The following is a 22,448-nucleotide window of genomic DNA, read 5'->3' as shown; positions in this document are numbered from 1 at the left end:
TTCCGGCGGACGATGACGAATCGCGCAAGCGTGGGAAATCCGTTATGTTGGCGGCCCAAATATCCCCCACGGGCCGCTCACGCGATGAATCTGGCCGAGTTTGCGAGTAGTTCAACCTTCCGCGCCGCTACGGTCGCGGCTGTCGCGCTTTCTTTGTTCGTGCTGGTCCTGTTCGGCTTCATCTATTGGAAGACCGACCGTCTGCTGGTGACCCGCTCCGACCATGTCATCGCCTTGCAGCTGCAAACGGTGGCGGCATTGCCGAATGAACGCAGGCTCGACGCGCTTCATCTTCAACTCAGCGAGGATTCGCGCGACGTGCATTTCGTCGGCCTGTTCCGGGCGGATGGAAGCCGGGTCGCCGGCAATCTTGAGCGCCCGCCGGCGATGCTGCGGCTGGACGCCACGGTGCAGACCGTCGAGATCATAAGGCCGCGCCCCGCTGGCCCGGAGCAACTAACCGTTCAGGCCATCGGCCAGCAGTTGCCGGACGGCGAAATATTGGTGATCGGCCGCTATGTCGATGAGGCGATTCAGCTGTCGATGGTTGTCAGCCAGGCTCTGGCTCTCGGTCTGATCCCGGCTCTGCTGCTATGCCTCGCGCTGGGCGCACTGCTCAGTCTGCGTGCCGAACGTCGGATCGCCGGAGTTAATGAGCGCATTCAGCGCATCGTGGCGGGTAGTCTGCATGAACGGCTCCCGGTTGATCGCGGCCGCGATCCGTTCACTCAGCTCGCCGCCATGGTTAACAGCATGCTGGACGAGATCGAAACGTTGATCCACACGATTGCCGGAGTCGGCAATGACATCGCGCACGACCTGCGGACCCCGTTGACCCGGGCACGCCTGGCCCTGGAGCGCGGCCGGAACAACGCCAGGACGCTGCCCGAACTGCGATCTGTGGTCGACAAGGCCATCTTGAGCATGGACCAGTCGCTGGCGATTGCCGCAGCACTGCTAAGGCTGGCCGAGATCGAGAACAGCCGTCGCTCCACCGGATTCGGCAAGGTCGCACTGGAGGAACTGCTGCACGAGGTCCGCGATCTCTATGCGCCGATCGCCGAAGACAAGGGCATCACGCTGCGCACCGATATCGTTCATACCCCGATCGTCGAGGGAGATCGGGACCTGCTGATGGAGGCGATCGCCAATCTGGTCGATAACGCCGTCAAGTTCACGCCGCGGGGTGGGCAGGTCCAGATCACGACCGTGTCCGGCGACGGCGAGAGTATCCTGCGCATCACGGACACCGGCGCGGGGATAAACGAAGACGAGCGCAGTGCGGTGCTGCGGCGGTTCTACCGCTCCGATGCGTTTCGCAAGACACCAGGTCTTGGGCTTGGCCTCACTCTTGTTGCCACGATTGCCAAATTGCACGGCTTTCGGTTGACGATCTTTTCGGGGGCGGGGTGCGTGATCGAAATTGGATTCCCTGACGCTTCCGAGACAAAAGTCTAGATCGCGATCACATCGCGGCGAGATCGCTGTCCGTTGTTCGGTGCGCCGTTTCCTAAATCGTTATTTAGTTGGCCCTCCGCATCGCATCATTATGTCTTCCGAAGACCCAACTGTCGCGCGCCGCTGGATTGCCAATCCGGTCGGGCGTCAAGGAAGGAATGATCCAATGCGCTCAAATCTCATGCCAGTAGTGTCGGCAGTCTTCATCGCGTTGATCGCCATCGCAGCAGCTCCGAATGCCGCGATGGCCCGTGAACCCATCGTTGCATCGAAACCCCTGCCGGCTCCGGTGGGGCATGCCCAGCCGACCCCGAATGGCTTTCTGTCAGACGAAGATGCGAACGCGGACGAACAGCAGCGACTTTCGAAGTTCGATGCGCAGCAGCATTTGCTGGACGAGCAGCTCGACAAGTCGCTGAACATCTGCCGGTGCTGATGTTCTGCCTTCACACGGCGCTTCGGGGCAGTCGCAGAATTATTCCACGTACGGACAATCTTGGAGCGAGCAATGGGCATCGTGCGGTTTGCACTGAGATTTCCGTATACCTATTACGTGGTGGCGGTGCTGATTCTGTTTCTCGGCGGCGTTGCCATCCGCTCGATGCCGACCGACATCTTTCCAGAGATCCGAATTCCCGTCGTAACGGTGATCTGGAGCTATACGGGTCTCTCGACACCTGAGATGGAAGATCGGGTCTCGACTTACAGTCAGTACTCCATCAGCGCGAACGTCAACGGCATCAAGAATATCGAAGCACAAACTCTGAACGGGCTCTCGATTCAGAAGATCTACTTCCAACCCGACGTCAATCTCGACCTCGCAATTTCGCAGATTGTTTCGGCTACAAATGCGATCCGTGCGCTGATGCCGCCTGGCATCCAGCCGCCAATCGTGGTGCAGTTCAATGCCTCCAGCGTTCCGGTGCTGCAGCTCAGCCTCAACTCCGATACGCTCAACGAACAGCAATTGTATGATTTCGGCATCTACAGAGTCCGGCAACAGCTGGCGCCGGTGCATGGCGTGACGCTACCTACCCCGGCTGGCGGCAAGTATCGCCAGATTATGGTTGATCTCGACCCTGACAAGCTACTGTCGCGCGGACTGACGCCGCTCGATGTCGTCAACGCGGTCAATACTCAGAACCTGACGCTGCCGACCGGAACCGCCAAGATCGGTGACAAGCAGTATACGATGCGTACAAACGCGACGCCCGCAAGCATCGCTGACCTCAACATGATCCCGGTCAAGTTTGTCAACGGCGCGACGATCTTTCTGAAGGACATTGCCCAGGTTCGCGACGCGTCGGCAGTGCAGCAAAATATCGTGCGCCAGGACGGCCGGCGTTCGGTGCTGTTGAGTATCATCAAGAACGGCAACGCCTCGACGCTGACCGTGGTCAACGCAGTCAAGGACGTGCTTAAACAGGCGCGGGCAGCAGCGCCTGCCGGGTTAAAAATCAACGAATTGTTCGATCAGTCTGTATTCGTCAAGTCATCGGTGACGGGCGTGCTGCACGAAGGCGCGATCGCCGCCGGCCTGACGGCGCTGATGATCCTGCTCTTCCTGGGATCGTGGCGTTCAACACTTGTGGTGATGATCTCGATCCCGCTGGCGATCTTGTCGTCGCTCGTGGTGTTATATTTCCTCGGCGAGACGCTCAACACGATGACGCTCGGCGGCCTCGCGCTTGCGGTCGGCATTCTGGTCGATGATTCCACGGTGACGATCGAGAATACGCATCGGCTACTGACCGAGGAGCACATGACGCTGCCGGACGCGACCCTGCATGGCGCAGCCGGCATCGCGATCCCGACGCTGGTCTCGACGCTGGCTATAAGTTGCGTCTTCACCTCGGTAGTGTTCCTCGATGGCCCCGCGAAATATCTGTTCACGCCGCTTGGCCTGGCGGTCGTATTCGCCATGCTGGCATCCTACGGCCTGTCGCGGACGCTCACCCCGATTACTATCGGGCTGCTGCTGCGGTACGAAAAGCACGGCCCGGACGATGGCCATCCGAAGGGGCTGTTCGCGCGGCTGTCGGGTGCGTTCGAGCGCGGCTTCGAGCAGATGCGTACTGGCTACGTCGCGCTGCTGACCCAGTTGCTCAAGAACCGCGTCGCCGTGCCGGTGGCTGCAGTGCTGATCATCGGTCTCGGCGGCGTCATGCTGGTCTCGGTCGGCCGCGATTTCTTCCCGTTGATCGACGGCGGCGAGATCCAGCTCCACGTTCGTGCCCCCGCCGGCACGCGGATCGACGCCACCGAAAAAATCTTTCAGCAGGTAGAGGACAAGATCCGCCAGATCGTTCCGGTGAGCGAGCGCAGTCTGATCGTCGACAATATTGGCCTGCCTGCCCGACCCTATAATCTTGCCTTTACCGACGGCTCAACCATCGGTGTCAATGACGGCATTATCCAGGTGGAGCTCAAAGAAGGTCACAAGCCGACCGCTGACTACGTTCGCAAGCTGCGCGAGGTGCTGCCTGCGGCATTCCCCGACGATGTGTTCTACTTCCAGGCTGCCGATATCGTAACGCAGATTTTGAATTTCGGGCTGCCGGCGCAGATCGACGTCCGAACCGTAGGCTACGATCCTGGTGACCTTGCTATCGCGCAGAAGCTGCGGGAGCGCATCGCGGCGATCCCCGGCATTGTCGATGCGCATCTTCAGCAGGAAACTGACGCGCCGTCATTTTATACCGAGATCGACCGTACCCGCGCGGCGCAGCTGGGACTCAATGCCAGTACGATTGCGACGAATATCAATGTCAGCCTGAGTTCCTCGTCGCAGGTGTCGCCGAACTTCTGGACCGATCCGACATCTGGCATTCCCTATTATCTCGCCGTGCAGACACCCGAATACCGAGTCAATTCGCTCAACGCCTACGGCAATACGCCGGTGTCGAGCACGCTGACCGTCGGCGGCCAGCCGGTGCCGGGAATGCTCAGCAACGTCGCGACCTTCAAGCGCGAGCCGCTGCCCACCAACCTGGACCAGGCCAACGTGCAGCCGGTTTACGACGTCTATGCCAGCGCACAGGGCCGCGATCTCGGGGCGATCTCCGCCGACATCAACAAGGTAACGGCCGATTTGCAGAAGGAGATGAAGCCCGGAAACAGCATTGTCGTACTGGGGCAGATCCAGAGCATGAACGATGCCTTCGTCAACCTCGGTATCGGTTTGCTGTTCGCGGCTGTGTTCGTCTACCTCCTGATGGTGGTGAACTACCAGAACTTCAGCGATCCCTTCGTCGTAATGTTGGCGTTGCCGGCGACCCTGGCCGGCATCGTCACCATGCTGTTCATCACAGGTACCACCCTGAACGTGCCGTCGATGATGGGCGCGATCATGGCGGTCGGCGTCGCGTCGGCGAATTCGATCCTGTTGGTTACCTTCGCGCGCGAGCAGCAACTCGCAGGCCATTCTGCGTTCGAGGCCGCAATCAGCGCTGGCCACACCCGGATCCGGCCGGTGCTGATGACCGCGGCGGCGATGATCGTCGGCATGATTCCGATGGCGATCGGCAGTGCCGGGGAGGAACAGAATGCAGCGCTCGCCCGTGCGGTGATCGGCGGATTACTGTTTGCGACGCCGACAACGCTTTTGATCGTGCCGTATTTGTTTTCGCTGTTGCGCAAACGCGTCGACGGCCAGCCGCAACACGGCGTCTTTGAGGAGGCAAGTTCATGACCGGGATTCAGAGGTTGCATGAGGCGCGGACGCAAGAAGAGCCATCCGTGGTAAATCGGCATGCGGATCCGCCGCCAGTGCGGCCTCGTTCCAAGGCCCGACTGATGCTGGTTCTGGCGGTTCTGTTGTTACTCGGCAGTGGTCTCAGCTTCGGCTTCTGGCGGCATGAGCAGGCGCAGCAGGCCGTTGCGGACGCAGCAAAGGAACTCCGCGATCTGGTCCCGGACGTTAAGGTCGCGGTTATCAGCGACAGCACCGGCAGCAACGACATCTCACTGCCGGCCACCACCACGGCGTTCGAAGCGGCGAATATCTTTGCCCGAACCAGCGGCTATGTTGAAAAACGCTATGTAGACATTGGCGATCGGGTCAAGGCTGGCGACCTTTTGGCCGAGATCACCGCGCCGGAACTCGATCACCAGATCACTCAGGCTCAGGCCACGCTGAAACAGAACCAGGCTGCGTTGCAGCAGACCCAGGCCAGCCGCGATCTGGCGGACGCCACCAACGGCCGTGACAGCAGGCTCGTGAAACAGGGCTGGCTGACGCTGCAGCAGGGCGACAACGACCGGCTGACGCTGGCAGCCCAGCAGGCGGCGGTCGGAGTCGCGCAGTCCAACATCGCCGCGCAAGAGGCGCAAATTCGAATACTCACGCAGGAGAAGGCTTATCAGCGCGTGATCGCGCCGTTTGACGGCGTCATCACCCAGCGCAATATCGATAACGGCAGCCTGGTTCAGTCCGGATCCACGTTTATGTATACGCTGATGCACAGCAATGTCATCCGCGTTCAGCTATTCGTGCCGCAGGACGCGGCGTTCGGTGTGACTCCCGGCGTGAAAGCGAGCGTCCACGTCCCGGAAATTCCCAATCAGGTGTTTGACGGCACGGTCACGCGGATCGCTTCTGCGTTGCAGCCCGGCAGCCGGACGTTGTTGACCGAAGTCGACATCCCCAACCCGGACGGGGCGCTCAGCCCGGGCGTCTATTGCACCGTGGATCTGCATGTTCCTCGCAAGACGTCTGCTTTTATCGTGCCCGCAGATGCTGTGATCTTCAACGCCGATGGCACGCAAGTGGCCGTTGTGGAGAATGGCATCGTCCATATGCACAAGATCACCATCGCGCGCGACTTCGGCACCTCCGTCGAAGTGCGCAATGGCATCAAGGCGGGCGACCAGGTGGTGCTGAATCCGATGGTGAATCTGGCCGAAGGTCAGAAGGTGAGGGCCCACAAGCAGGCTGTGTGAGCAGGAAAGGAAACGTAGCCATGGTGCGACTGTTAGGCGTTTTGATGCTATCGCTGTTGGGCTGCGATGCGGTTCTGGCGCAGGTCTCGACCATGGGCACGACGTCGATGGGGCTTCCGACCACTCCTGGTACAATGGTTTCCTCGCCGCTCAACGGCCCGAGTCCGTTCTCCGCGGCGACGCGTCCGGGGGCGGCAGATACCAGCCTGGCTCCGGTGCCGCTGGCGTCGGATCCGACAACGCCGGGCACCGTTATCAATTGCGCGCCAACCACAGCGCCAAGTGCGGCGACGCCCGCCGCCGCACTGGGAACGATCTCGACGACGAATCTCGGTAGCGCGACCGGTACGGCCACCCCGACCACGCCGGTTGGTAGCCCGCTGGACTCCAGCAGCTGTATCCTGAACGGGAATACCAGCCCAAGCGACCCCTCATCGTTGCCGCTCACGACTCCGCTGATTTCCAGCGTCCTGCCCGGCACGCTTGAGGCGCTGACTGCCATCCTCGGCGACACCAGTATCGCCCCGTCGGCGACGATGCCTACACCGAACGCGACGGCCTGCAACGAGACCGTCTCGATGAACCTTGCCGCCCCCGGCATGATGGCGGCTGCCAATGCCACGGGTGCCACAGCGACGCCAGGGGTAACCACGCTTTCGGGCTGCTGACTTAAGGTGCAGAGCTGTGCCTATGACTGCTTCTGGCGCAAAGCGGACGTCGTATATCGCCGGAGCATGGCTAAGCGCTGATTGCCCAAGAAATGTTGCACCATGCCGAGCAAATTTAACGACGCTTATGTCACTGAAATTGCCTTTTAAGTCATTGGGGGAGTTCCGTGGTGGATGTCGCTGTTGGAACATGGTGCTAATAGCTGCATCATGTCGGCGATGAGATCGTCATAGCCGATGCCTAAGAGATAGCCGTTCGCTCTTCGAAAATCAGGCAAACGATGTCGCAGTCATCTATGGCTTCGAACAACGGTCAAAAAACACACAAAATATCATCTGGTTTTCGCTATTTTTGAAGATGGCACAGCTCCTGCATGACCGTTTTGACCGATTGTCCGGTTTGCGGAAACAGGAGATGGCTATGCCTACACAATTTGACCGTCGCTACTTTCTGAAGGGAGCTGCCGGCGCTGCAGGCGCCGCTGGCTATGCGCAGATCGATCCGGACTTCTTCATCTCAAAGGCTCATGCCCAAGCCGGCAAGACCATGAGCTTTCTGTCGGCCGAAAACATCACGGGCAATTGGGATCCGACCGCGCACACGACGCTGTCGCAGAAGAACATCGAAGGCTTCGTGATGGGCTTTCTCACCCGCACGCCAATGAAGCTCGATAATCCCGGCGAGGTGATCTACGAACTGGCGACCGACATCAAGCTGCTCGATCCCAATCGCCTGCAGATCAAGCTGCGCCAGGGCGTGACCTTCCATGACGGCAAGCCGTTCAAGGCGGAAGACGTTAAGGCCACATTCGAATATGGATCGCGCGCGGATCGCCCGGCGCAGTGGTATCCCGGCCCGACAGAAACGCTGAAGATCGAGACGCCGGACGACTACACAGTGATCGTCGATACGTCGAAGGGCGGCTATCCCGCACATCTCTTCATGTTCCTGGCGGCGTTCCTGCCGATCATGTCGGCGAAGGACATCGCGGCCGGTCCCGGTGGCGTGTTGCCGCAGCGGCTTAACGGCACCGGGCCGTTCCGCTTCGTCGAGCAGCGCGGCAATGACACCGTGATGAAGGCCTATGACGGCTATTTCAAAGGCAAGCCTGCCATCGCCGGCATCAACTTCACATTCACCGGCGATTCCACCACGCGGATGCTCGCGCTGATGAACGGTCAGGCCTCGATCGTCGAGCGACTGGAGCCCGAGCAGGTCGATACAGTCAAGGGCAACGCCAATATCCGCATCAATCGCGTGGTGTCGGTCGAGAACAAATATCTGTGGTTCCGCTGCTCGAAGCCGCCGTTCAACGATCCGCGCATCCGCCTCGCCGCCTGTCACGCCATCAATCGCGACCTCATTCTCGAAGTGCTGGGATCGGCCGGCCACGCATCGTCGAACTTCGTCTCGCCCGTGAAGTTCGGTTACGTCGATCTCGAAAACTATCCGAAATTTGATCCGAAGAAATCCCAGGCGTTGCTTGCCGAGGCAGGCTTCCCGAACGGCAAGGGATTGCCGCCGCTCGAATATATCACATCGGTCGGCTTCTACCCGAAGACCAAGGAATATGGCGAGGTCATCACCGCGATGCTCAACGAGCAGGGCTTCAATGTCAGCCTGACGGTGCTCGAGCCGGCCGCCTGGAACGAGCGGCTCTATCATCGTCCGGGCGGCGGTCCCGGCCATATGGTCGATTGCGGCTGGTCGACGGGCTCGCCGGAGCCCGATCTGGTCCTGCGCACCCACTTCCATTCGTCGTCGCACCGCATCTGCGGCATCGAGGATCCTGCCATCGATGCAAGCCTCGACAAGGAACGCAGCGCGGCGACGCTCGAAGAGCGCAAGAAGATCCTGCAAACCGAAACGATGCCCTTGCTCGCTTCAAAAATGCCAGCGCTCCCGCTGTTCACGTCGGTCATGATCCACGCGATGCAGAAGGATTTCGAAGGCATGTATATCTATCCGGATGGATCCATGGACGCATCCAAGCCCGTTGCATGACCAGGAGTGACCGCTGCGCACTGCAATGATGCGGTGCGCAGCCATGCCTGGCTTTCTTGGAGCTTTGAATGTTCATTCTGAATTTTCTTATGCGGCGCCTTGCTCAGGGAGTCGTCATTATCTTTCTCGTTTCGCTGCTGATCTTCACATTGCTGAGGGTCGTACCGGGCGATCCCGTACGGCTGATGGCGGGAGGCATGGCGCCCGAAGCGCTGATCGAGAAGATCGCAACCGACATGGGCTTGCGCGATCCGATCCTGGTGCAGTTCGGCCGCTACATGTATGGCGTCGTCCGCGGCGATCTCGGCCAGTCCTTCGTGCGGCCCGCCAACGGAGCCTCGACCGGCGGGGCGAACTTCAACGACACGACGCGTGGTGAGCGGGCTTCTGTTCTCGGCCTCATCATGGAAGTTCTGCCCATGACGCTGCAGCTCGCTGCGGTGACTCTGGTGATCGCGCTGGTGTTTTCAGGGATCGTGGGGATCGCCGGCGGCCTCGCGATCGGGCGATGGCCGGACAAGCTCGCATTCTACGTGTCGTCCGTCTTCATCTCACTGCCGAATTTCTGGCTGGGCATCGTTCTGGCGCTGCTGTTCTCCGTCAAGCTCGGTTGGCTGCCGGCGATCGGCTATCGCGGCTTCGCCTATACGATCCTGCCGGCCATCGTGCTTGCGGTGGAGTTGTCGCCGGTGCTGATCCGAACGCTGGTGAGTTCGGTGTCGGCGCAAATGACCGAACCCTATGTGGCGGTAGGTCATGTGCGCGGCCTTAGCCGCAGCCGCATCATCGCCAACCATGCGCTGCGCAACGCGTCGGTGCCGCTGCTCAACCTGCTGGGAATCCAGTTCTCCAGCCTGCTCGGCGGAGTCATCATCGTCGAATACATCTTCGACTATCCCGGTCTCGGCCTGCTGACGATCAACGCCGTGCTGCAACGTGATTTCCCGCTGATCCAGGGCATCGCGATCGTGACCAGCGCCATCTTCGTGCTCATCAATATCGTCGTCGATCTCGCTGCCACCGCCATGGATCCGAGGCTGGAATACTGATGTCCATCGTCACCGCCACCGCAGCGCCCATTGCGCCCGTTACATCGCAACGCTCCATTGCTCGCCGAATTTTCAGCCGGGCAGCGTCGATGCCCGGCTTTCGCGCGGGCCTGGGAATATTTCTCATCCTCGCGTTCGCCGCGGCATTCTACCCCGAGCTAAGCGGCATCGACCCCACCAAGATAAATATCAAGGCACGGCTGCTGCCGCCGCTCTTCATCGGCAACAACTGGAGCTGGGCCTATCCGCTCGGAACGGACCAGATCGGCCGCGACATGCTGGTTCGTTCGCTGGTGGGCTTGCGCTATTCGTTCCTGATCGGCGTCGCGTCGGTCATCGTGACGCTGATCATAGGCTGTGCGCTCGGCACTATTGCGGGATATTTCGGCAACCGGACCGACGCCATCATCATGCGGCTGACCGATGCCCAGCTTTCCATTCCCATGATCATCCTCGCCATCGCGGTTCTGGGCGTGTCGCGGCCCACCATCCCGGCGATCATTCTGGTGCTCGGCGTCTCCAACTGGCCGGTCTATGCACGCATCATGCGCAGCATAGTCATGACCGAGCGACAACGCGAATATGTCCGTGCCGCCAAGATCGGCGGATCGACGGATCTCCGCATCATCCTGACACTGCTGCTGCCGCTGCTCTTGCCGCCGGTGCTGTTCACGTCGGTTCTCGACGTGGCCCGCATGATGATCTTCGAATCGACGCTTGGCTTTCTCGGCCTCGGCGTCCAGCCGCCGACGCCGACATTCGGCAACATCATCGCTGACGGCCGCAAATATCTGCTCAATGCCTGGTGGATCGCCACCATGCCGGGCCTTTTTCTCGGCCTGACGCTCACCAGCATCAATCTGATGGGCGCCTCCCTCGAACGCGCACGCAGCACCATTCATGGAGGTTCGGAGTGATGACGGAGCCGCTTCTCGAACTTAGGAACGTGACGGTCACCGCCGGCCGCAGCTCCTCGAAAATCATCCTCAACGACGTATCACTGAGCCTCGCGCCACGTGAAATCGTCGGTGTGGTCGGCGCCAGCGGGTGCGGCAAGACCGTGCTCTCGAAGACCGTCGTCAACTGGCTGGAGCAGCCGCTGGCGAAGCAATCCGGCGAGGTGCTGTTCGAAGGACGTGACCTCTACGCCATGCGCGGATCCGACATGCGGCTACTGCGCCAGCGGATTTCTTACGTGGGTGCGAACCCGCAGGGCGCGCTGGATCCGACGCTGTCGGTGGGTGCACAGATCGTGGAGAAGATGCGTGCCGTCGTCCCCAACGTCTCACGCCGGGAGGCGCAGGATCGGGTCGTCGAACTGCTCGACGCCGTCCGCATCCCCTCGGCGCGAAGCCGCTTTCATGACTATCCGTCGCATTTTTCGGGCGGCATGATGCAACGTGCGCTGATCGTGGACGCGCTGGTGACAAACCCGGCTTTGCTAGTCGCGGACAACGTCACGCAGCCGCTCGACGTCACCGTGGCTGCGCAGGTTATCCGGCTGATGAAGGAACTGACGACTAGTTTCGACACCGCCGTCCTGTTCGTGTCTTCGTCGTTGCCGGTCGCACGCGAAGCATGTTCGCGGATCCTGGTGATGGATGAGGGCCGGATCGTCGAGGAGCAGTCGACCGAGGATCTGATCGCAAAGCCGATCTATTCATATACGCGCGATCTCGTCAGCCAGACCCCGAAAATCTGGATCGACGCGCCCGTGCCCGCGCCGCGCGACGATCGCCGGGATGTCGTGCTAAGCCTGCGTGATGCGTCGCAGAGCTACAAAGTACGCAAGAAGACGGGTTTCGGCGGGGTCGATCTCGTGCGCGCCGTTCGCAACGTCACCTTCGACATCCGGCGCGGCGACAGCTTTGCCATCGTGGGCGAGTCCGGTTGCGGCAAATCCACGCTGATGCGGCTGCTGTGCCGGCTCGAACTGCCGAGTTCCGGCCAGATTCTGTGCAGCGAGGCCGATATCGCAAATCTGAAAGGCAAGCAACTGCTGGCATTCCGCGGGAAACTGCAGATGGTCCTGCAGGATCCGTTCGGATCGCTGCCACCTCGCACCTCGGTCGGCAAGATACTGGAGGATCCGCTGCGAACGCACGGATGGCGTGACAAGGCAAAGATTCGCGCGCGCGTGCTGAAGGTGATGGGAGAGGTCGGGCTTCCGGTCGATCTCTATGAGGAGCTTCCGTTGGGACTGAGCGCGGGGCAGCGGCAGCGCATCAATGTTGCACGCGCGCTGGTTCTGGAGCCCGAGATCCTGATCATGGACGAAACCTTGTCGTCCCTCGACCAGGCCGAGCAGTTCAAGCTTCTTGATCTGTTCCAGAAGCTGCAGAAGGAATACGACCTCACTTACATCTATATCTCGCACGATCTCGCGATGGTGCGGAAGGCGTGCAACCGTGTGGCGGTGATGTATCTCGGCGAGGTGTTCGAACTCGCCGACAACGAGCGGCTGTTTTTCGATCCGGGGCATCCCTATACGAAGGCGCTTCTCAGCGCGATGCCGACGCTCGAACAGCGGCGCTACCGGCCGGAGGACTGCCTAATGGAAGGCGAGCCGCCGAGCCCGCTCAATATTCCCGAAGGGTGCAGTTTCAGGTCGCGCTGTCCGCAAGCGATGGACAAATGCAGCCAGTCGCAGCCAAGCCTGACGGTGCGGGAGCGGCAGGATTTCGCCGCCTGCCATCTCGTGGTGCCGCCGGCCGTAACCGCTCGCTTCAGCGAGACGGTCCCGGTCAATTCCTGAGGATGGTCGTGCATAAGAACATGGGCCAAGAGCCTGCAAAAGCTATCGAAGTCGAGGAACGTCCATGAGTTTCACGGAGCATCGCCTGGAATTGATCCGCGAAATGCTGCGTCACAAGCAACGTGTTCACGTCAAGGATCTCGTCGATCAACTCAGGGTCAGCCACGAGTCGATCAGGCGGGATCTCAGGGAGCTCGAGACGCAGGGTTTTGCCCGCCGGGTTTACGGCGGCGCCGTCATCGATCGGCAGGAAAGCGATCAGCCGTTTGCGGAACGTCTGCGGGTAGGCGCCAAGGAGAAGGCACGCATCGGCGAAGCCACCGCAGCGCTGATTGAGCACGGCATGAAGGTCTTCATTGACGAGGGAACGACGGCTCTCGCCTGCCTGCGCTATATCGAGGGACGCAAGGATCTTACCATCGTCAGCAATTCACTGGCTGTCGCAGCCCACTTCTACCGGGAGCCGACGCCCAGCGTGCGCGTGCTCGGCGGCCGACTGCGGACCGAATACCAGGCGACGTTCGGACCGGAGACGGTGGCCGCGATGAAGGACCATTTCTTCGATCTCGCCATCATCGCCATCAGCGCGGTGCATGCCGAGCGCGGCTTCATGGACTACGGCGAGGACGAGGCGATCATCCGCCGGATTGCGCGCACACAGGCCAAGCGCGCCGTCATCGTCGCCGACAGTTCGAAATTCGGGCGCATCGGTTCGATCCACACATTCGGCCTTTCGGATGTGCATGCGGTGATCACCGGGGCACCGCTGACCAAGGACTTCGCCAGCCAGTTTCTGAAATCCAAAGTGGACATCATCTATGCCTGACACCCTCTCTGACCACGCACCGATCGACGAAGCCCGCCTGCAGGCGATGATGGACGAACTGTCGGTCTTCGGCGGTGGACCGGACGGCGCCATGACGCGGCTGACATTGTCGAAAGAGGATGGCGCGGCGCGGGACTGGCTCGCGGGCTGGTTTTCCGCTCAGGGCTTCACACAGGCGGTCGATGCGATCGGCAACCAGTTCGGCAGCCTGATATTGGCAGGCGCAAATGCGCCGGTGGTCATGGTCGGGTCGCATATCGACAGCCAGCCCAATGGCGGTCGATTTGATGGCGCGCTCGGCGTGGTGTCAGCCTGCGAGGCCGTTCTCGCCGTGTCACAGCGCCTCAAGGCCGAGGGTAAGTCGTCGCTCTGCAATTTTCAGGTGGTGAACTGGACCAACGAAGAGGGCGCTCGTTTCCAGCCGAGCTTGCTCGGTAGCAGCGTGTTCGCTGGCGCAGCTGAACTTGATTGGGCGCTCGACCGCGTCGACGGCGACGGCATTTCGGTGCGGCAGTCGCTCGTAGAAATCGGATATGCAGGCACGAGCAAAATTGCCGTGCCAAGCGCTTTGATCGAGCTTCACATCGAGGGTGACAAGGCACTGTTTCAGTCCGGAGAGAAGTTTGGTGTCTTCACCCGGTTCTGGGGCGCTACCAAATATCGCCTCGCATTTCTCGGCCGACAGGCTCATACGGGCGCGACGCCGATGGCGGAACGCAAGGACGCGGTGCTTGCAGCCGCCTATCTGATCGCCGATCTCAAGCAGATCTCGCGCGAGCACGGCCTCGACCTGCACACCTCCGTCGGGCGGCTCGAAGTATTTCCCAATTCACCGAACACCGTGCCGTCGGAGGCCGTTCTGTTCATTGAGCTGCGCTCTGGCTCGCCGGAGATTCTCGCCGAAGCCGAAACCAAGATGCTGGCCCGGATCGAGGTGGCGGCGGCAAATGCCAGCGTCGCCTACGAGGTTCGCGCAATTGATCGTCGCAAGGCCGGCCGCTTCGATGCAGGGCTGATCGCGCTGGCCGAGCGGATGGCCGCAACACACGGAGAGACCGCGCGTTCGCTGGATACGATCGGCGGACACGACGCCGTTGCGCTATCGGCCGTCTGTCCGTCCATCGTGATGGCCGTGCGTTCGCGCGATGGCGTCATTCATCACCCCACCGAATTCACCAGCGCCGCGGATCAGGCCTTCGGCACGCGGGTCCTCGCGGACATGCTCTACGAGATCGCCTGCAAGGGTCTGCAAAGCTTCGGCAACACGGACGGGGCATGACATGAAGGCGCTCGGGAATCCGGTTTCTCTGCTCGAACAACGCGTGGAACGTGCAATCGTGAGTCTTCCGGTGCTCGATGCATCGCGGGTGACTTATGTCGCCTGCACGTCGCCGGTAGCGTCGCCGTCCTATCAGGCTGTCGAGTCGCAGTCGTTTGATGTCGCGATCGGCGGCGCAGAACCAAGCTACTTCCTGCGCCTGGCAAATGACGAAGTGGCTGAGCTGGTCGATGACGATGTCGCGTTCGCCGCTGCAGGCAGGCTCAATGATCTCGCGTTTTCGCCGGAACCAGTCGGACGTGCAGCCGAGCAGCGCGCGGTGCTTTTTGCTCGACTCGGAAACGGCTGGCGTGCGGCCAAGATCGACGACTTGATGCAGCCGCCGATGACAACCCGGTTGATCGAGATGCAGAAAACCATCGCGGCGGGCGCGCCATTCGGGCGGTCATGGTCGGTGTTCGACGGCATCGACAGGCTGAAAACGCTCGTCGTGCAGAGTGGTGAGAACCTGCCTGCTGACACGGACTGGATGCTGGAATGGATGGCGGCGATGCGAGAGGCGATCTCCGCAGCGGGCGTCACCGACAAGCCGGCACATGGCGATCCGCATTCCTCCAATGTGATGCTGGATCCGGATGGATCAATCATACTGGTGGATTTCGACATGGCGGCCGACATGGATCCCTATTATCAGCTCGGCGTTCAGATGAACGAGCTCTATCAGTTCGAGAGCCAAATGAAGCCGCTGCTGGAAATGCATGACGGGCATTTCAGCGAAACAGCCTTCAGTCGTTGCCGGATCTATGCTGCTGCCGACGACCTGTACTGGGCGCTGCGCAGTCTGCTGCAGCATGCTCGATCGCCGCTGCGCAGCGTCGAATTCCTGAAATATGCGGGCTGGCGTTTTCTGCGCTGCCGGATGCTGCTGGGGAATCCCGGTTTCGGGCAGCGCTTGCGATCCCTCTAGGCGAGACGAGAACCATGATGGAAGTAGGCGCTGGCACATCGGATGCCGAACGGTCGCTCGAAGCGGCTATCATTCAGGTCGCCCATTGGAAGGGGCGCCGCCTGTCCTACGCGCCGGTCTCCGGTGGAATCAGCAACATCAATTTCTGTGTGAGGGTCGAGGACGATCCGGTCGGCTACTTCGTCAAGATTCCCGGCCGCGGCACGGAGATGTTCATCGATCGCAACGCCGCGCGGGCGGCGAGCAAGCAGGCGGAGGCGATCGATATCGGACCGCGCACTTTCGATTATCTCGATCATCTAGACATCGAAGTGTCGGAATTCCTCGATGATCGCCGCGCATCGACCCATCGCGATGCCGTGGATCAGGGTTTTCGCACCAACGTGGTGCAGATCTATCGTCGCTTCCACCGGGCTCAACCGCTCCCATTGACGAAGACCGTGTTCGACATGATCGATGAACACTATGATCAGGTCAGGCAGCTCGGCGGCTACTGGCCAGAGGATCACACTTGGCTCTATCGTCAATATCAGCAGGCGCGTGCAGCACTGGACGCATCGGGGCTGGATCTCGTGCCATGTTTCAACGATCCCATGCCAGGCAACTTCCTGGTTGGCGATGACGGATCGGTCAAGCTGATTGACTTCGAATATGCCTCAAACAATGAACGGCTCTACGATCTTGCGATCTGGAGCAGCGAGCACTTCTTTCCGGAGGATGTCGAACAGGAGATCATCGAAGCCTATTTCGGCCGTTTCGACCGGCGGCTGCACGCACGCTTCGTGATTCACAAGGCGCTCGCCGACATCAAATGGAGCACCTGGGCGATGGTGCAGAATCGCGTCTCGACGCTGGATTTCGATTTCTACAAGTATGGGATCTGGAAACACATGCGCGCCCGCTCCATCATCCAGGATCCACGATGGCCGTCGTTTCTGAAGGCACTTTGATGTTCGAGGACGCCCTGGTGGCAGACGATGCCGACGCCTATCTCGCTTTTGCCACCGAACTCGCGGATTCGGTGCGACCGCTTCTGCTGTCGCATTTCCGCAGTCCGCTGGACGTCATCTCCAAACCTGACGACAGTCCGGTGACGGTCGCCGATCGCGCGGCCGAGCTGCATTTGAGAGAAAGGATCCAGCAGCGCTTTCCGGATCACGGGATCATCGGCGAGGAAACCGGCGGCACGCCGCGCGGCGCCTTTAACTGGATCATCGACCCGATCGACGGGACCAAGAGTTTCATCACGGGTTTCCCGCTTTTCGGGACGTTGATAGCGCTCTCTCATGAAGAGAAGCCGTTCTGCGGAGTGATCGACATTCCCTTTACGGGGGAGAGATGGAACGCCAGGCCGGGACTGACCAACTGCAACGGCGAAGCGGCGCGGACCAGCTCTTGCGAGCGGATTGCTGAGGCACGCTTCTACACCACGTCACCGGATATGTTCCACGACGGGGAAGCCGAGACCTATGAGCGACTGTCGCGGAGCACGAGGCTGCGTCGCTTTGGTGGCGACTGCTATATCTATGGATTGCTTGCCTCAGGGCATTGCGACATCGTTCTGGAAACGGGGCTTCACCCCTATGATTACATGGCACTGGTTCCTGTCGTGCAAGGTGCGGGTGGTTGCATGACCGATTGGGAGGGGTGTCCACTGTCCCTCCGCTCGGACGGGCGCGTGCTGGCGAGCGCGACACCCGCGCTGCATGCGGAAGCGCTGGCCTTCATCCGGCGGTAACGAGTGAAAATGCCTTACAAAACCACTATCGAAGGCACCGTCTTCCGCTTCAACGATCTAAAGGATCTGATGGCGAAGGCGACGCCCGAGCGATCGGGTGATCAGCTCGCCGGCATTGCCGCGGACGGGCCGGTGGAGCGGCTGGCAGCTCAGATCGCGCTGGCCGATCTGCCTCTCAAAACATTCCTGACTGAAGAGCTGATCCCGCCGGAGACCGACGAGGTCTCGCGTTTGATTCAGGACAGGCACGATCCGATTGCCTTCGCCGCCGTCTCGTCGTTGACCGTCGGCGAGTTCCGGGAATGGCTGCTCGCCCCCAAAACCGCCCAGCAGCAACTTGAGGATCTGACACTCGGCCTGACGCCGGAAATGGTCGCGGCAGTGTCCAAGATCATGCGCCTGCAGGATCTGATTTCGGTCGCGTCGAAGCGCGAGGTCGTCACTAAATTTCGTTCGACCATCGGGCTGAAAGGACGGCTATCCACGCGCAACCAACCCAATCATCCCGTCGACGACTCCTATGGCATCGCTGCATCGGCGCTCGACGGGCTGCTGATGGGTTCCGGCGATGCCGTGATCGGGGTCAACCCGGCCACCGATACTGTGGAGGACTATGTCCGCATCGTCGCGTTGCTCGACGAATTGCGCACGCGCCTAGCGATCCCGACACAGACCTGTTGCCTTGGTCACGTGACGACAGCGATGAAGGCGATGGCCGCGAAGGCGCCGGTGGATATCGTGTTCCAATCGGTCGCCGGTTCGCAAAAGGCGAATGACGGCTTCGGCGTCAGTCTGTCGCTGTTGCGCGAGGCCTATGAGGCGGTTCGTGCCCTCAAGCGTGGTCCGGCGGATGCTCATCTGATGTATTTCGAGACGGGGCAGGGCACGGCGATGTCGGCCGACGCGCATTTCGGTGTCGATCAGCAGACGATGGAGGTACGTGCCTATGCGGTCGCGCGCGAGTTCGATCCGCTGCTCGTCAACACGGTTGTCGGCTTCATCGGCCCGGAATATCTCTTCAATGGCAAGCAGATCATCCGCGCCGGGCTCGAGGATCATTTCTGCGGCAAGCTGCTGGGCCTGCCGATGGGCGTCGACGTCTGCTACACCAATCATGCGGATGCGGACCAGGAAGATATGGATGTGCTGCTCACACTGCTCTGCGCCGCCAATGTCAATTTCGTCATTACGGTGCCTGGTGCCGACGACGTGATGCTGAACTATCAATCGCTCGCGCATCACGACGCCGTTTATTGCCGGGAAACCTTGAATCGTCCGCCGGCGCCGGAGTTCGAGCGTTGGCTCGTTGAGGTCGGCTTGACCGATGAGGCGGGTCGCCTGATCGACGCGCCAACCCGGTTGACCGACTACATGGCGAATTCCAGATTACTCGGGATCTGACATGACGAAGGAGCCAGAACGTACATCCCCACTGCCACGCGATCTGCGGCAGATGACGGACGCACGGGTACTTCTCGGCAGATTCGGAGCGGGCATGCCGACACGCGCGGCACAGTCCTTTCTGCTCGATCACGCGCGTGCACGGCAGGCCGTGTGGTCCAGTGTCGATTGGGCTTCGGTCGAAGCCGGCCTGAATGAGCTCGGGCTGGGTATCATCGAGGTCGCCAGCAAGGCGGGCGATCGTGCCACCTATGTCCGTCGCCCCGATCTCGGCCGAACTGTCTCCGCCGAGGTTGCAGAGCGGCTCGCAAGCATGACGCCGGGCTGCGATGTCGCGATCATTCTCGCCGACGGCCTTTCCGCCAGCGCGATCGACATCAACGCGGTGCCGCTGACGAGGGCGATCGTCGCACGGCTGTCGGCCCGGCAGCTTTCCATTGCGCCTATCGTTCTGGCATCGCAGGCGCGCGTCGCCATCGGAGATCCCATTGCGGCGATCATCGGCGCGAAGGTGTCAGTCATGATCATAGGCGAACGTCCCGGCCTTTCGGCGGCCGACAGTCTCGGAATCTACCTGACCCATTCGCCCGCGATCGGCACGCCGGATTCGAAGCGAAACTGCATCTCCAACGTCCGGGATGGCGGCCTTGCCATTGTGGATGCCACCGACCTGGTCGTATCGTTGGTGGTCGACATGTTGAAAGTCGGTGTCAGCGGCGTCGGGCTGAAGGCGGCTCTCGACGTCTTGCCGTGTCCGGATGCGAACGGGCGGTGACCTTCCGGAACGCTCGTGACGTCAGCGCTGCAATAACATCGGCATGGTCCAACGGGCAGACCGAGGGACGGATAACAAAGCTCAAGCTCGTTAAGCGTCAGTCAGATGTATGGACGCGCCAAGCTCGACTTGCTCCAAGCCCGACTAATCGGCGCCCCGTGATGCGCCTGCACCAAATTGCGTCAGAGCCCAATATTGCCCCCTTAAGCCGGGGATCGCGCCTTCGATCCGAGGCGTGCGAGGCCGCGCCGAGCGGATGCTAGCGCGGGACGCCAGAGCCGGCTGGAAGGCGCAATGTGCGAACCTGCATTGTTGCAATGCAGCAATGATCTATTGCAATGCAGCAAAGGGGGCTAGGCTGGCTTATTGAATCCTACGAGGAGAATAATAGTGAAGATGACTTCCTTATCGATCGCAGCCGTCGCCGCGATCGCGATTTCGGGTGGCACTGCCGGCTTCGCTGCGGAGTTGCCGACCTATGAATCGGCGGATTTGCCGATATCGGCGGTGCAAGTTCGAGTGCTGGGAGCCGCGAATGTCCAGGAACAGTCGGCGGCGCCAACCTCCACGGCCTCTGTGCATCAGCTGGGAGTCCTAGCACCGCGGACGACAATGACGACCGCGACGGCCGCAGCAACCCGGACCGAAACCGCTCACCCAATTCGTTGACCGGCACCTCCGTAGCCGTTTGAGGTCTGGGCCCTCAACTGCGGCCGCTCGTCATATGTCTGCTGTAGGAGCACGGCGGCGGGGACTTCCGATTGTCCACCTTCACCGTCGGACAGCCGTTATCTCATTGAATTCATAGTCGAAGATGCGCACCATCGCACTCCAGATCCCTAGGGGCGAGCTGTGCGAGATGGCGCTCCCACTCTTCAAGCACCTCAAACAGAAAGTTCAAGCTTTCTCTCTCTAAGCGCACCATCATTTCAATAACCTGGCCAAACGGTCTTTTCGCACCGGCTCGCCATCGGTGGGTTCAACCTATGAACGTTGTTCCAAGGTAGCCCGGACTTTTGCGATGACCTCCTGATAATCGGCCTCCCGCTTGTCCTGCATTTCCTGTTGCCGTGCCTTGAATGATGCAACGCGATTGCGGATGTCTTCCCGGAGATCAGTCAGCTTCATCGGCTGCGCAGGTTCCGGGACGATCTGCTTCGGATTTTCAGCGGCTTTCATCTCGGCGTCTACCGCAACGGTCAACTTCGCGGCCAGCTCGGGCTGGTTGCCCGAGACCTCTTTTACAAACGCCAATGTCTCCGCGATTAAACGATCGCGCTCTTCGACCCAACTCATGGCGTCATCATTTAGATTGAGCGACGTTAGTGCAAGCGCGTCAGCGGGTTAAGCCTAACGGGGCACAGTGCAGAATTGGCTCCGTCGTCGTGTCAGCGCCAATGCGTCTCCAAGCGGCCTGCTGACGCCTTTGGGCGGCTGGCTGTGGGAGGTTCGCCGAAGGCGAACGGGCGTCAAATAATCAAATAAACAGACAGGCTGCGAACGAGGCCGTCAGGCCGAAGAGTAGGGCGCCTGCGCAGAGGGCGCGCTCCAAAACCTCGCGTGCGTGATGTCGCTCGAAGCACTGCCGGCTGAAATACTGGTGAGTGAAGTGGTCTTCCATCTCCGCCTCCCTGAACGGGGATAGAGAATCCTTCATGTGATTCGCCGTCAAGCGGCGTGTGTGCTAAACTGTTAAATAAGCCCCGCGGCGAGTTGAACCAATTTGCCGTTCGCGCGACCAAAGCGCGTCTCAATGAGTAAGGGGAATCGCATGACTTTTCGCGAATCCATCACCCGGCTTTTCGGCAGCACCTCAACGCCCGAATCTGAAGAGCGCGCCAGGCGACTGAACGCGTCCATGGATGAGTTTGTGCGGCTACTGCATACCAATGGCTACGACAGCAAAAGCCCCACCACCCCTGGAGAGGTGGCAGGACTTTCGGAACGTCCATCCTGCGCTCAGGACGCTCAGTCTTCCAACCAAGGATTGTGAGAGTCGTTCCTAGGTCACTGCCGACGGTACCGCGATCGGCTTGCCCGTGTCCTCTTCGGTGCTGCACGGTTGAATAGTGTAGCCGTCCTCCAGCACCGTCTTGCCGTCCACAACATCAACGAGCCCGGCTTCGTCGGCATGTTGCCAGACGTCCTCCTCGGTCGGGAATTCCTGGCTGAGCTTCTGGTCGTCTTCGAATAGCGCGTAGGGCATGTGCCACCTCCGGCGCGGCAATGCGGCAGAGGTTGAGTAGTTCGATCGCAGTGGCCAATCTGCCCACCCGTCAACCGGCCTGTGGAACCTTAATCAGAAGCAGGGATACGCCCGGCCGTCCTGGCCGCGATAGGCCGCGGCCGATTGCTTGCAGCGGGCGGCGAGGGGACCGTCGTAATAGGCGAAGGTGCCCGGCTGCAGACCCGGACCGTAATTGTGCCCGAACTGGATCCGGTAGGGCTGGCCGGGTGCGGCAAAGACGAAGGTTTCGGCGCTGTGATGATGTTTCCAGTGGCGCGCGAAAGCAGGGGTCGCGACCAGCGTCGACAGGATGATGGCTGCACTGAGGAACTTCATCGGGGCTCTCCGGACATGACGAC

General features: G+C 60.7%; 20 protein-coding genes. 17 read left to right on the top strand and 3 right to left on the bottom strand.

Going from position 1 to position 22,448, the window contains the following annotated elements:
• Positions 1–84: 84 nt before the first annotated feature.
• The 16 genes from AB8B02_RS14710 to eutC all read left to right on the top strand — a co-directional run bounded on the left by AB8B02_RS14710 (position 85) and on the right by eutC (position 19,862).
• Positions 85–1,458, top strand: coding sequence for a sensor histidine kinase (locus tag AB8B02_RS14710; RefSeq protein WP_439064278.1), 1,374 nt, complete (start codon positions 85–87; stop codon positions 1,456–1,458).
• A 91-nt stretch (positions 1,459–1,549) separates the two neighbouring features.
• Complete coding sequence (locus tag AB8B02_RS14705; RefSeq protein ID WP_141137184.1) at positions 1,550–1,894, top strand: hypothetical protein; 345 nt, start codon at positions 1,550–1,552, stop codon at positions 1,892–1,894.
• A gap of 72 nt (positions 1,895–1,966) precedes the next feature.
• On the top strand, positions 1,967–5,149 hold the full coding sequence (locus AB8B02_RS14700) for an efflux RND transporter permease subunit (RefSeq protein WP_439064277.1): 3,183 nt from the start codon (positions 1,967–1,969) through the stop codon (positions 5,147–5,149).
• On the top strand, positions 5,146–6,399 hold the full coding sequence (locus tag AB8B02_RS14695; RefSeq protein WP_439064276.1) for an efflux RND transporter periplasmic adaptor subunit: 1,254 nt from the start codon (positions 5,146–5,148) through the stop codon (positions 6,397–6,399). The genes AB8B02_RS14700 and AB8B02_RS14695 overlap by 4 nt, the downstream gene beginning before the upstream one ends.
• A gap of 20 nt (positions 6,400–6,419) precedes the next feature.
• Positions 6,420–7,067 (top strand): hypothetical protein, encoded by a 648-nt coding sequence (locus tag AB8B02_RS14690; RefSeq protein ID WP_439064275.1) that lies wholly within the window; start codon positions 6,420–6,422, stop codon positions 7,065–7,067.
• A gap of 421 nt (positions 7,068–7,488) precedes the next feature.
• Positions 7,489–9,072 (top strand): ABC transporter substrate-binding protein, encoded by a 1,584-nt coding sequence (locus AB8B02_RS14685; protein WP_439064274.1) that lies wholly within the window; start codon positions 7,489–7,491, stop codon positions 9,070–9,072.
• Between the two features lie 68 nt (positions 9,073–9,140).
• Positions 9,141–10,121, top strand: a complete 981-nt coding sequence (locus tag AB8B02_RS14680; RefSeq protein ID WP_175367975.1) for an ABC transporter permease — start codon at positions 9,141–9,143, stop codon at positions 10,119–10,121.
• Complete coding sequence (locus AB8B02_RS14675) at positions 10,121–11,038, top strand: ABC transporter permease (protein WP_439064273.1); 918 nt, start codon at positions 10,121–10,123, stop codon at positions 11,036–11,038. Before AB8B02_RS14680 ends, AB8B02_RS14675 begins: the two co-directional genes overlap by 1 nt.
• Complete coding sequence (locus tag AB8B02_RS14670) at positions 11,038–12,876, top strand: ABC transporter ATP-binding protein (RefSeq protein WP_175367977.1); 1,839 nt, start codon at positions 11,038–11,040, stop codon at positions 12,874–12,876. Before AB8B02_RS14675 ends, AB8B02_RS14670 begins: the two co-directional genes overlap by 1 nt.
• 64 nt (positions 12,877–12,940) lie before the next feature.
• Positions 12,941–13,702, top strand: a complete 762-nt coding sequence (locus AB8B02_RS14665; RefSeq protein ID WP_116661694.1) for a DeoR/GlpR family DNA-binding transcription regulator — start codon at positions 12,941–12,943, stop codon at positions 13,700–13,702.
• Positions 13,695–14,981: a Zn-dependent hydrolase gene (locus tag AB8B02_RS14660; protein WP_439064272.1), complete on the top strand. Its 1,287-nt coding sequence runs from the start codon at positions 13,695–13,697 to the stop codon at positions 14,979–14,981. The genes AB8B02_RS14665 and AB8B02_RS14660 overlap by 8 nt, the downstream gene beginning before the upstream one ends.
• Before the next feature lies 1 nt (position 14,982).
• Positions 14,983–15,948: a phosphotransferase family protein gene (locus AB8B02_RS14655; protein ID WP_439064271.1), complete on the top strand. Its 966-nt coding sequence runs from the start codon at positions 14,983–14,985 to the stop codon at positions 15,946–15,948.
• Between the two features lie 14 nt (positions 15,949–15,962).
• Positions 15,963–16,898 carry a phosphotransferase gene (locus tag AB8B02_RS14650; protein WP_439064270.1) on the top strand — a complete coding sequence of 312 codons (936 nt, stop codon included), beginning with the start codon at positions 15,963–15,965 and terminating at the stop codon, positions 16,896–16,898.
• Complete coding sequence (gene hisN / locus AB8B02_RS14645; RefSeq protein WP_439064647.1) at positions 16,898–17,686, top strand: histidinol-phosphatase; 789 nt, start codon at positions 16,898–16,900, stop codon at positions 17,684–17,686. The genes AB8B02_RS14650 and hisN overlap by 1 nt, the downstream gene beginning before the upstream one ends.
• 9 nt (positions 17,687–17,695) lie before the next feature.
• Complete coding sequence (locus tag AB8B02_RS14640) at positions 17,696–19,087, top strand: ethanolamine ammonia-lyase subunit EutB (protein ID WP_439064269.1); 1,392 nt, start codon at positions 17,696–17,698, stop codon at positions 19,085–19,087.
• A 1-nt stretch (position 19,088) separates the two neighbouring features.
• Positions 19,089–19,862 carry an ethanolamine ammonia-lyase subunit EutC gene (eutC, locus tag AB8B02_RS14635; RefSeq protein WP_439064268.1) on the top strand — a complete coding sequence of 258 codons (774 nt, stop codon included), beginning with the start codon at positions 19,089–19,091 and terminating at the stop codon, positions 19,860–19,862.
• Between the two features lie 984 nt (positions 19,863–20,846).
• On the opposite strand, the gene AB8B02_RS14630 is transcribed toward eutC, so the two are convergent.
• Positions 20,847–21,158, bottom strand: a complete 312-nt coding sequence (locus AB8B02_RS14630; RefSeq protein WP_184518050.1) for a hypothetical protein — start codon at positions 21,156–21,158, stop codon at positions 20,847–20,849.
• 475 nt (positions 21,159–21,633) lie between these two features.
• On the opposite strand from AB8B02_RS14630, the gene AB8B02_RS14625 reads away from it, so the two are divergent.
• Positions 21,634–21,855 carry a hypothetical protein gene (locus AB8B02_RS14625; RefSeq protein WP_141137104.1) on the top strand — a complete coding sequence of 74 codons (222 nt, stop codon included), beginning with the start codon at positions 21,634–21,636 and terminating at the stop codon, positions 21,853–21,855.
• Positions 21,856–21,864: 9 nt separating this feature from the next.
• Here the strand turns inward: AB8B02_RS14625 and AB8B02_RS14620 are convergent, their stop codons facing one another.
• Together AB8B02_RS14620 and AB8B02_RS14615 are read right to left on the bottom strand one after the other, a co-directional pair.
• A complete protein-coding gene (locus AB8B02_RS14620) occupies positions 21,865–22,068 on the bottom strand; it encodes a hypothetical protein (RefSeq protein ID WP_439064267.1) in 204 nt (67 codons plus the stop codon).
• A gap of 93 nt (positions 22,069–22,161) precedes the next feature.
• A complete protein-coding gene (locus AB8B02_RS14615) occupies positions 22,162–22,425 on the bottom strand; it encodes a hypothetical protein (RefSeq protein ID WP_093762074.1) in 264 nt (87 codons plus the stop codon).
• Positions 22,426–22,448: the final 23 nt, after the last annotated feature.

Origin of the sequence: Tardiphaga sp. 862_B3_N4_1, from assembly GCF_051811085.1 — a bacterium.
In the GTDB taxonomy this organism is placed as follows: Bacteria; Pseudomonadota; Alphaproteobacteria; order Rhizobiales; family Xanthobacteraceae; genus Tardiphaga; species Tardiphaga robiniae.
This window is presented reverse-complemented; position numbering and strand designations above follow the sequence as displayed.